The sequence below is a fragment of the Paludibacter sp. 221 genome (assembly GCF_010501035.1).
GTDB lineage: Bacteria > Bacteroidota > Bacteroidia > Bacteroidales > Paludibacteraceae > QVMH01.
Genome location: NZ_QVMH01000037.1, coordinates 75431 through 88349, shown reverse-complemented (window position 1 = coordinate 88349; position 12919 = coordinate 75431). Strand labels below are relative to the sequence as shown.

Annotated in this window: 4 protein-coding genes; 3 read left to right on the top strand and 1 reads right to left on the bottom strand. The window is 43.5% G+C overall.

What is annotated here, in order from left to right:
• The first annotated feature begins 108 nt into the window (after positions 1-108).
• From D0T49_RS08950 to pckA, 3 genes are all read left to right on the top strand, one after another.
• Positions 109-4062 carry a translocation/assembly module TamB domain-containing protein gene (locus D0T49_RS08950; RefSeq protein ID WP_163630513.1) on the top strand — a complete coding sequence of 1318 codons (3954 nt, stop codon included), beginning with the start codon at positions 109-111 and terminating at the stop codon, positions 4060-4062.
• A gap of 592 nt (positions 4063-4654) precedes the next feature.
• Positions 4655-10081, top strand: a complete 5427-nt coding sequence (locus D0T49_RS08945; protein ID WP_163630510.1) for a PPC domain-containing protein — start codon at positions 4655-4657, stop codon at positions 10079-10081.
• Between the two features lie 590 nt (positions 10082-10671).
• A complete protein-coding gene (gene pckA / locus D0T49_RS08940; protein WP_163630508.1) occupies positions 10672-12261 on the top strand; it encodes a phosphoenolpyruvate carboxykinase (ATP) in 1590 nt (529 codons plus the stop codon).
• Between the two features lie 76 nt (positions 12262-12337).
• Here the strand turns inward: pckA and trxA are convergent, their stop codons facing one another.
• Positions 12338-12634, bottom strand: coding sequence for a thioredoxin (gene trxA / locus D0T49_RS08935; protein ID WP_163630505.1), 297 nt, complete (start codon positions 12632-12634; stop codon positions 12338-12340).
• Positions 12635-12919: the final 285 nt, after the last annotated feature.

Below are 12919 nucleotides of genomic sequence, written 5' to 3'. Positions count from 1 at the left end.
GCCGCTATACGGAAATAATAATTAAACATTAATAACTAATAATTAATATCCCCGTGTCTTGGTGTCTCCGTGTTTGAAAAGAAAAGACTATACGGCGTAAAATAAAAAATGGCAAAACAACAAGAAAATAAGGCAAAACCTGCGACCACTTTCGGTAAAACACTGAAAGTGATACTTAAAGTTGTAGCGTGGTTCCTCGTAGGGGTCATAGCCTTAATTATCATTGTGCTTATCGCCATACAAACACCTTTTGTAAAAAGTAAGATTGTAAATATCGCCGAAAATCAGGTAAACAAGATTCTAAATGCCGAACTCAAGGTGGGACAACTGAAAGGCAATTTTTTCACCAACCTTTCATTAGATGATGTAGTGCTGACCTCCGAGGGCAAAAGCGATACAATAGCTTACATTTCTGCCATAGGGCTGAGATACAGACTGCTACCCCTGCTTTCGGGTAAAATTATTGTAGAAGACATTACAATAGAAGAGCCGTTCGTATTTGTGGAACAAATGCCCGATTCGACATGGAATTTACAACACATTACCAAACCATCCGAAGAAGAAACAGACACCACCTCCGCATCGTTCAACATGCTGATGCAGGTAAACCGCTTTGCACTGAACAACGGCAAAGTACAGATACATGCTTTCAGCCGGCAAATACCCGAAGCTGTAGATAGCTTATTCATAGCACTTTCAGGGCACTACTCTACCAACAGTCAGGAAGCCCGCTTATCCGATTTCCGGTTTAAGACCAAGAATCCCGACATCGAGCTGAAACAGTTTAACGCACAGGCCAGAGGCGACAAGGATGCAATACGGCTGATTCAACTGATACTGCAAACTGTTCAAAACGAGATTAGTGCACAGGGAATATATGCTTTTGATGAAAATTCAAAATCGCAGGTCGAAATATCAACACGCCCGATTCATTTAGAAGAATTTCAATTCTTCCTTCCCAACGATTTCCACTTGCAGGCAAAACCTACATTAAACCTCGATGCCGAACTTGAGGACAGGAAATTAATAATGACCCTGTTGCTGAAAGACGAAGCACAGGAGATAGATTTAAATCTCCGCTCGCACCGGTTAATCGAGTACTTCTCGGATTCTACCACTACCGTAGATTACAATATGGCACTCAACCTGAAGCAAATAGACTTGCGATACTGGCTTGGCGACCCCGAAATGAACTACCTGATAGATGGCAAACTGAATGCCGAAGGGGCAGGGCTTGACCCACAGACACTCCACGCAACGGTAGACGGCGATTTCGGCAATATAGTGTTATACAACAATCCGGTGGAAAGGCTTAATTTCAATCTGGATTACCGTGCGGGCGACCTTGACGGGCTTATCGACGGAAAGGGTAGTTTCGGAACCGTGCACCTTGTGCCTCAATTGGAACAGATAATGGGCAACAACCCACGCTACCGTATAGGTATGAACACCCGAAACCTGAATTTGGCTGTACTGACGGGCGATAAAACATACGAAACCAATCTGAATCTGGATGCGTATGTAAATGGTTCGGGGCTGGAACCGGATAAAATATCGGCACGAAGCCAAATAGACCTCCTACCCTCGCAGGCTATGGGAGTGAATATAGATACCCTGAGCTCCAGAATTGATTTTATCAACCGGAATATAATTATAAACTCGCTCTTGCTCGAAACACTCACCGCACAACTCAGGGCAGAGGGCAACTACAACCTGAAAGGAAATTCGGAGCTAAATCTGGAAGCATACGTATCGAGTGCCGACGAAATAGCAGCATTTGCAGGGCTCGACAGTATTGAGACAAGCCTCGCATTGCGGGGAAACGTACAAGGTATTCCCGACAACCTTGATGCACGCCTTAACCTCGATTTAGGCAAAAGCCGGTACAAGGATTTTACATTGGACACGCTTTATGCACAGGCAAATGCAAACGTAAAAGGAATGGGTAAGCAAATTTGGGCTGAGGCAGACGTTAATGCAAATAAATTCTCGACAGGCGGTTTCGGCATAGATTCCATCCATCTACAGGCCGCAACCAATACAAAAGATGTAAACCTGAAGCTACGCGCCAACAACAGCGACATCCGTACCGAACTGACAGGCCTTGTAAAACTTGGCGAAGCCATCGACGTGGCATTGTCCGATTTGCTGATAAACTACAAAGGCTACAACTGGACGCAGGTGTCTGATACAGCACACATTAACATAGCCACCGACCAATATACTGTACAGGATTTTCACCTCACCTCGTCGGGCAGGGATTCCATTCAGTCCATATTTGCCGATGGCGTGATACGGCGTGCGGGCGAACAGGATTTCAAGCTGGAAATAACAAATGTAAACATTGCCGAACTGGTGCAACTATTTGCTCCTGAGCAAAACGCCACAGGACTTATAAACCTCCACGTAAAACTGGATGGGGCAGCGCAGAATCCCGAACTTGTGGCACAGTTGCACGTAGACAGCACAAGTTTCCAAAACTACCGCTTCGATGTTTTCAAAGGAGACGTGGAACTGCGCGACAGCAAACTAAACCTCCTGGTAAATATAGTTCCACAGGATAGCGGAATGCTCTCGGTAAATGGGTGCATGCCTGCACAGGTACGGCTGGATAGTATGCAGTTCGATTTCGTACCAAAAGAAAACGATTCGCTTCATCTAAATCTGCTGATAGAAAAACTACCGCTTGCGATAGTAAACATGTTTATGCCGATGGACGAGGTAGACGGACTTATCGAAAGCGACATCAAAATGGACGGTACGCTGAAAGAGCCTGATATTGATGGTAACATAAACATAAACAACGGTAAACTCAAGCTCAACCGTTACGGTATAGACTACAGGCTGATAGAAACAGATATAAATTTCGCAAGCGAGGCTATCAGCGTAGATACCTTCCTGATACGAAGCCACGATGGCACTATGACCGCAAAGGGGAATGTACAATTTGCCTCGGAACTGTACAACGCCGATTTAAGCTCGTCGGAACTGTCAGTTGAGTTTGACCGTTTCAACCCGTTCGACCACAGGCAGTTCAATATGGAATTGTCGGGTAACGTAGGTTTGCAAGCCACAGCCGACAGCGTGCTGTTTTCGGGCGACCTCACCATACCCGAAGCATATATTTACCTGCCTGCCATACTGAACCTGATGGGGCAATCGGGCGCAAGCGAAATACCCAAACCGCTTCTGGTAGTGGAAATGGAAAAAGCAACGAACCAAACCGACTCGATTGTATATACCGTACGCCCCGATACAACCGCTACGGCGCAGATACCGAAGTTTGATTTCATGAACAACCTGCAAGGAGACATAAGGGTGCGCATACCACGCAACACATGGATAAGGAACGACGATATGCGCTTGGAGCTATCGGGCGATGTGGAACTGGTAAAACACCGCGATTTCTTCGAGCTTTTCGGTACTATCGACGTGGTACGGGGGCAATACAACATGCTGGGCAAAGTATTTGTAATACAATCGGGCACAGTATCATTCCAGGGAGGGGAGAAGATTAACCCTATACTAAACATCGAAGCCGTTTACTCATTCCGCGACCCGGAACGCAACAAGCGCGACCTGGGCATCGTAGCCACAGGCGATATAGAAAACCTCGACATCAAGTTCAATCTCGAAGGGCAAAGCATCAGCGAGGGCGATGCAGTTTCCTATATCCTCTTTGGGATGAGCATGGATGCACTCACGTCGGGGCAACAGTCGAGCCTCAACTCGTCGATGGATGCCGCAGGGCTTGCAGGCATGGCCGCAGCATCGCTTATCTCGTCGCAACTTACCAAATTTCTGGGCAATACGCTGAATGTAGACTACATCGAGTTCAACGCGAACAGCTCGTTCAACAATGCGTCGATTACCGTAGGCAAGTATATTACAAACAAGCTGTTTGTAAGCTACGAGCAACAAATAGGGGTTATCGAGGACAAAGACGTTGCACGCTACGAAATGACGCTGGAATACGAGCTATTCAAATTTCTGTTCCTACAGCTTACCAGCTCGCCTATTACAAACGGGTTCGACGTGATATTCAAGATTAATTCCAAATAAGTAGGCCGTATAGTCTTTACTTTTCAAACACGGAGACACTAAGACACGGGGATATTAATTATTAGTTATTAATGTTTAATTATTATTTCCGTATAGCGGCTTCGAGTCCGCTTTACGGATAAATTATGTTCACCTTTTTCCTCATTCTTATTTCTTTTGTCTTGGCTCTTGATTCTTGATTCTTTTTTGCCACATAGGTTCAGATAGTTTACACATCGAGCCACATAGCTTTTTCTTTCCTTTTGAGATATTCTCGAGAGATAAACCTGTGTTTTTTATGCGTTTTTGCACAAAAAAATCCGAAATAAATGGTGTATTATCCATCTTCTTTTTCTATTTTTGCTTAAATTAAGTTTATTTTAGTTTTGCGCTGTACGTGCAAAGCCGTTCTACATGCGATTTATTCTGTGCGAACCTCTGTACAAACACATTTTTTCTTGCATCAATCAGGGGAGAATGATTTCTATACGTTTGCAATGCTCTTAATAAAGACTCTTGTCTTTATAATTATAAACAATGATGACTATAAATTAACTAATGCTTTACAAGCATTTTTCGGTATTCAAAACAACAAATTTAAAAACTTTCAGTTATGAAGAAACATTTACTACTCACCCTTACCTTGTTGTTAATGTTTACATCTTCGTACGCTCAGTACCCTAAGAGCGCGAGAGACAGTAAAACACAACAAAAAGAAAAACGGTTTCAGTACAAGGAGGCAACCCAGGAAGCGCCAAGCGTTTTCAGCCAATTCCAAAAATCTGAAAAAGAAAACACCTGGTTTGAAAACAACAAACAAGGTGCAGCCACCAAAAGCCAACCGCAAAGGAAAGCTAACGTAAGAAAACAGGCTGACACCCGCGAAAACATTCCCACCCAAAGCCCACAGGCACAGGACGGGCTTAAACAGCCGGACAAAAAAGCACCTGTAACCCGCACCCTGCAAGCCAGCCAGGCTACACACACACTGGACGAGGTACTGAATGCAATCGGCACTACCGAAAGCCTGCCGCTTGAAGTTTCGGGTAACTTTACCAGTAGTTCTCCGAATGTATCTTTCAATGGCACAGACCGCTATGTAGCCGCATACAAAGTACAACTGAATCAGGACCAAGCACTTCAGATTGACCATATGAGTACCGATTTCGACGCTTATTTGTACCTGTATGCCAAACAAGGGGACAGCTATGTTCAAAAAGATTACAATGACGATGGCGGCGGCGATGGAAATTCAAGGATTGTTTACACCGCCCAGGCTGCAGGCGACTATTACATTGTAGCAACCACGTGGAGTGCTAATACTACCGGGGCTTTCAGCGTAAAAGCAAGCCTGATTGACGTATCCATGGCTATTGCCTTAGACAATTTCCTGAGCAACCATGCCGTAGCAAAAAATTACACCACCGATTTACCCTCGCAAGCTACAATCAACCTGGATGAAAGTTCCGCTCCTTTTGTAAGTTTTGGTAATGGAGCGTACAAATATGCAGCGGCTTATAAAATGTCGCTGCAAGCAGGACAAATTGTTGGGATGAAATACTATTCTTACTCCGGAAGTTCCTCTCCATATTATTATGTTTACAAAAAAGACGGGGAAAACTATACGTATGAGACAGAAGGATATCTGCCGTATGGTTTCCAGGCAAGTGAAGATGGCGAGTATTACTTTGCAATTACAACCGCAAATCCTTTTGTTACAAGTTCAGTAGAATTTGAATTGAGGAAGGTTGAAAACCTGGTTTCACTTAACAGCATATTGGAAGTAGCCGCATCAATCAATTATTCGGCACTGCCACACACCGGGAATTGCGCATTTACCACATCTTCTCCTGTACTCTACGACTTCAGCTATAATTACGGTTACGCCCTGAAAATAAGCCTTGAGGCTTCGCAAAAAATAGCGATAGCTGCAACAACCTACAATTTTGCTTACAATAACGCACCACAGCTCTACCTATATAAAAAAGAAGGTGATAGTTATATTTATATAAACTATATGTATTTATATAACCCCTTCACATTCGAAGCCGATGCACAAGGAGAGTATTATTTAATGTTTATGGCTCCAAAGTGCTTCGAAGAAGTTTCATTTGATTATATTATAGCAAGTATAACAGACCAAACCGCAGTACCATTCGGCACATTGATAACCAATGCTACTGCTATCAGCTCTTATCCGGCTAATATGTCGGGGCTGTTTGGTACCGGTTCAGATTTATTGGTAGAAGGCGGAGCGTACAATTTTGGCAACCAAGGCACAAACTATTATTCGGCTGCCTACCGGTTGGATTTAACCGGAGATGACATACTCTCCGTCCAAAACAGCCGCAATACCACGATTTATCTGTACAAAGCCACCGGCGACAGCTATACCTATATCCGGAATACAAGCAATTACAATTTTACATTCAGTCCCGACGAGGCCGGAAACTACTACTTAATTGCAATAAATCAAAATCTATTGAGTACGTACGATATCAAATTAAATCTCAGGACCGTCGAACCGTTAGAATATAAAGACATTACACTGCCATACAATCAAAAAAATCAGATATTTGATGAAACAACCGCAAATACAGTTTTTGTAGAAGCCAGAGATCAGGTGTTTGATGCTATCGGATATAAATTCACTATAACAGAACGTAGTTTTGTTTCGATTGATTTCGAAAGTGATGATGTCGACCCCGATTTTTTAATCAGCACGTCACCGATATTGAGCAATAATAATATTCTTTCCAGTGGTTCCGGTAGTTCTCTTGCGACTATGCTTGATGCAGGGACATATTATATTACCATGATTGACGATGATTACGGCACATTCGATATTTCAATTAACACAATTGAACCCAAACCATTAACTTATACCAACGTAGCGCTGCCATATCAGGCAAGCAATCAGGCTTTCGACAAATCGACAACCGAAACGATATATATCGAATCGTGGAACGAGGCGTATCCGGCTGTAGGTTATTCCTTTACCCTGACCGAGGAAAAAGCCGTTTCGATTGATTTTTCGAGCAACGATGGTGTAGACCCCTATTTCTTTGTCAGCACATCGCCTGTACTGAGCGATAATAATATCGTTTTCGAAGGCTGCTGTACATATCCATTGGATACGCAGCTACCGCTACCGGCCGGAAAATACTATGTAACCATGATTAACCCTGTTTATGGCGCTTATGATATTTCCCTGTCGGCATCCGAGAGTACTTTTTACACTCCGATTACTGTTCCGCACCAGGGAAGCGATATTGACTTCGACCAAAGTACAAGTACAGAAATAGAAGTTCCTACTTTCGGATGGGTTAGAGCCATGGGCTACAAGTTTACCCTGACTTCGGACGCCAACATATCGTTATCTTCGGATACCGAGTTATCAGGTTTATATTATTACATCAGTACATCGCCTTTGGCCGCTGCAAATAATCTGGTTGTATTCCCCGATAACAGTAGCACGCACACTACCGATATTCCTCTTGCAGCAGGGACGTACTACCTGACATTTGTATCACTAAATTCAAATACGGATGCAACTTACAATTTCTCGCTCGCTGCAACTGAAAAACCGTATTACACAAACATTCAGCTACCTTATGAGGGTACAGGCCTGCAGTTCAACGAGAATAATACTATAATCGCATCCACTCCATATGGACCACTTCCTACTGCCGGCTTTACATTCACATTGCCAAAAGATACGTCGTTGCTGATTGAGTTTGAAAGCGAGGATATTTATCCGGCTTATTTGGTGACCACAGCGCCTGCCATGAATCAGAGAACAGTTGTTTATAGAGGACAAGGCTCTGCTTCCATCACCAACAAGCTGCAAGCAGGCAAGTATTATTTATACATGACATCCCAGTATGGATACGGCAGCTACAACTTATCGGTAAAAGAGAGTAAAGCCCCGGTAGGCGAACTATCGTACCATGAGCTCGATTACTCCAAGCAGATAAACGTAGGACAAACCCTGACGGGTGATATGAACAAACAAAAAAGCCCGTTTGTAGAAACAGATTATACAGAAGGATATGCCGGCGCGTACAGCATTAACCTGACGGCCGGAAAAGTGTATAAATTTACATATACCTCGTACATAAGCTCGCAGCTTTCTTATCAGGAAAGCGCAATAACGCTGCTTACAGGAAGTGAACTGAAAGGAAGCTACGACGACTTCAACGGAGACGATTTGGCATATAACATCGTATATTCATACGATAATATTGAAAACACTGTTATCCTGACGTATTCTCCTGAGACTACAGGCAATTACCGAATCCTGCTTCTGAACGATTGGGGCGAGTTCGAAAACATGTATTCTTTCAAGGTAGAAGAACTGAGTGATGTGGGTTCGCTGACCTATGCACCCGTAAGCCTACCTTACGAGAATAAGGATGCCGTATTCGATATTGAATCGAGCAGTGTAATACCTGCAGAGAATGCTTATTATCCTGCAGCAGGCTACCGGTTCACTCTGAGCCAGAAATCGGCAGTACATATCAGCGCAGCAAGCGATGATATATATTCGTCCGTATTCCTGCTGACAAAAGACGCTGCCCGTACCGACATAATAAGTGAAACAGGCAATGCCACTATTATCGAAGAACTCGAGGCCGGAACGTATTATCTCACACTGACAACCAACTGGCAGGGAGGAAAATACGAGCTCAGCATAAAAACTACAGATGCCATAAGCAACACTACGCCTATTACATTAGCGGAACTGCTTGCCCAAGCCACCGCTTTGGACGCAACCACCGAACTACCGTTTAAATATACGGCGGTTTACGGTTTGGAGCCTGCCAAATTGGTAGAAGGAGGCAACGGTTTCCGCAACGAAAACCAGAACTACTATGCGTTGGCATACAAACTGTCATTGACCGACGGAACAGCTCTGCAAGCAAGTAATAAATCCGATTTTATTGGCACCTACACTTACTTATATGTAAAAGATGGCGACGGTTATGCGTACGTGAATGGAACAGATTATCTCGGAATATATCATGAAATATCTGCCGACGGAGAATACTACATAGTATTCACTACTTCCGACGAGATGGAAAAAGGAACTGCCAATATAGTGATAAAAATGTCCGAACCGGCTATAAGCGTAAACGACCTGCTGAACGAAGCAACTGCGGTGACCTATGCCGGCCTGCCATTCAGCCAAACAAACGAATTTGGCGAAGCACCTACAAAACCGGTAGCAGGCGACGGCACATTCCGCCAACAAGGAAGAGCTTACTACGCTATGGGATATAAGGTAGACCTGGCAGCAGGACAGAAAATAGTAATAAACCAAACATCGGACGATGTAGACGCTTATCTGTACCTGTACTGCAAAGACGGAGAAAGCTACTCGTATGTAAACCACGATGACGATGGAGGAAATAACAGTGACTCAAAATTAACCTTCGAAGCAACGGATGCCGGTACTTATTACATCATCGCCACTACTTACAGCTCTTTTGACACCGGCTCTTTCACACTAAAAATAACAACCGATGGTGGTATTGTCGATCCGAAAGAAGAAATCACAGGATTGTCAGTAAATAACGTATCAATCAGCGTGCAGGCAAAAGCTACCGACACCGAAATCAAAATGGCGTTGTCGCAACTGGTTATCACCGCTACGGTTAGCCAGGGCGAAGCACCTGCCATCCAAAACAGCCCGATGATATGGACTATCAACCAGGCAGGCACACAGGCTACCGGAAAGTTTACCGCCCCACGAGGGTATAAATTTGCCAATGGAATAGGCAGCCTGACGGTGAATATAAACAAACTGCCTTCGGGTATAGACGATGCCGAAACCGAACAGCTTATTGTTTATACAAACGGCAAAACCATTTATGTGCAACAAGCCGTAATAGGCGACCGTATCATAATTATGGATGCGCCGGGGCACCTGTATGCCAACCGGAAAATAACAGACCACACACAAACATTCGTTGTGCCAAACAGCGGGCTGTATATTCTGCGCATAGGCAACGAGGTGTACAAGGTGATAGTGAGATAGTTACAAGCAAAAGTTCAATTGCAGAAATTGACAAACTGTAGAATCGGCGTTTCAACGATTTTTACAATTAAACCGCTCCACTACAGTTGTTGCACCACATAAATAAACAGGCTTTAACCACAAGGGTTAAGGCCTGTTTTGCATTGCCGACAAAGCAAAATAAAAATTATTGCAATCCTGAAATAGCAAATTAATGTTATCTAATTATTATTAAAGAAAAATTTCTTTAATACATTTCGCACACTGAAAAAAAGTAGTACTTTTGTAAGTCGAAGAACAAGGCTTTCGTCATTTGAGAATCCCTTTGTTTATCGCAGCGAGGGCGCAGTACCGAAAGCAGGGTTTCATCATTAAAACAATGTAGCCTCCGGCAGCGTTAAATAAAAGAAAGCTTTTATTTGAAGCATAGTTACAAAACAACACAAAAGACTGAAAATCAAATAATTAGACACAAGGGCAAGGATTATACTTCTATATTTTATGTATACCTTGTGTCATGTTTTAGTCTTTGCCCCAAGCAGCATTGCTTACCCTGAAAAAACGAAGAAGTAGTAAAATAAATATAGAATCATTTAAATTTTAAATTGAAAATGGCAAAATTAGATTTATCTAAGTACGGCATCAGCGGTAACATCGAAGTTATCCACAACCCGTCTTACGAGCAGCTTTTTCAAGCTGAGATGGATCCTGCAAACGAAGGATTCGAAAGAGGTACGCTCACCAATACAGGAGCAGTATCAGTTGACACAGGTGTTTTCACAGGCCGTTCGCCCAAAGACCGTTACATCGTAAAAGATGCAACTACCGAAAACACTATCTGGTGGGATGGCAATATCAACAAGCCGGTTGAAACAGAAATTTGGACTGACCTGAAAGCTAAAACTATCAAGCAATTAAATACAGCAAAAAAACTTTATGTAGTTGATACCTTCTGCGGAACTAACGAAGACACCCGCATGAAAGTGCGTTTCATCATGGAAGTAGCATGGCAAGCTCACTTTGTGACTAACATGTTCATCCGTCCGTCGCACTACGAACTGGCTAACTACGGCGAACCTGATTTCACTGTATTCAACGGATCGAAAGCAACTAACCCCGACTGGAAAGAACAAGGTTTGAACTCAGAGGTTTACGTGGTTTTCAACCTGACCGAAAAAATGCAAATCATCGGCGGTACATGGTACGGTGGCGAAATGAAAAAAGGTATGTTTGCTATGCAAAACTACTACCTGCCATTGCGCGGTATAGCTTCGATGCACTGCTCGGCCAACGTAGGTAAAGAAGGCGACGTAGCTATCTTCTTCGGATTGTCGGGAACAGGTAAAACTACCCTTTCGGCCGACCCTAAACGCTACTTAATCGGCGACGACGAACACGGTTGGGACAACGAAGGCGTGTTTAACTACGAAGGTGGCTGCTACGCAAAAGTTATCGACCTGAGCGCAGAAAACGAACCGGACATCTGGCGTGCAATCCGTCGCGATGCCCTTTTGGAAAACGTAACAGTAAAAGCTGACGGAACTCCGGATTACTCGAAAGAAGCATCGAAAACAGAAAACACACGCGTTTCGTATCCGATTTACTTCATCAACAAAATCGTTCTTCCATCGAAAGCAGGACACGCTAAAAAAATCATCTATCTGTCGGCAGACGCGTTCGGAGTATTGCCTCCGGTATCTATCCTTGATGACAAATCAGCTCAATATCACTTCCTTTGCGGTTACACTTCAAAACTTGCCGGAACTGAACGTGGTATCACCGAGCCTGTTCCTTCTTTCTCGCCAGCATTTGGCGAAGCGTTCCTTACGCTGCACCCAACTAAATATGCTGAAACTCTGGTAGGCAAAATGCAAGAACACGGAGCAAAAGCATACTTGGTTAACACAGGCTGGAACGGTACAGGAAAACGTATCTCGTTGAAAAACACCCGTGCTATCATCGACGCTATCATCGACGGCTCAATCGACAAGGCTGAAACAATCAATATTCCTATCATGAACTTGGTTGCTCCTAAAAAATTGAACAACGTTGACGAAGGTATCCTTGACCCACGCGACACTTATGCTAACAAAGCTGAGTGGGAAGAAAAAGCTAAATCGCTTGCAGCTAAGTATATCAAAAACTTTGAACAATACTTGCCGGAAGGCGCTAACTTAGTAGCTTCGGGCCCTCAACTGTAATCTACTGAATTACATACACACAAAAATAGCTTGCTGAAAATTCAGCAAGCTATTTTTTATTTCTTTCGCGCTACAATCAGGCAAAACTCCTTATCTGCTGCTCCAATGCGCTTTTATCCATCACACCCGACTGCCGCCAAACCGCCTCGCCCTTCTTAAAAATAATAAAGGTAGGAACAGACTGAATGCCATACTGCCCGGCAAGCATCTCGTTCTTGTCAATATCAATTTTCAACACACGGGCTTGCCCCTGAAGCTCTTTCCCTAACGACTCAATAACAGGTGTCATAGCCTTGCATGGGCCGCACCACGTAGCGAAAAAATCTACCAATACAGGTTTTTCGCCATTAATTATATCCTTAAAATTTTCCATAATTTTATGTTTTCTATTTATAACAATTAAGAATAACATAAAGTTTAATACATCCGTTTACGTTCAAAAAAGATAGTTTGAGAACAGCACCTTATTCTCCCGTTAATTAAGGATAACCTCATCAAAATTACATTTTAAGCACTCAATTCATCCAAATGATATTGTTCTTTCGTTTCTCGCTCTCAAAGTCCCTCTCAAAAAAATTTTTCCATTTTCCCTCTCCGTTTGGAGAGGGTGCCTGAAAGGCGGGAGAGGTCGAGAGGGATTTAGGGAGAGTTACCGTAT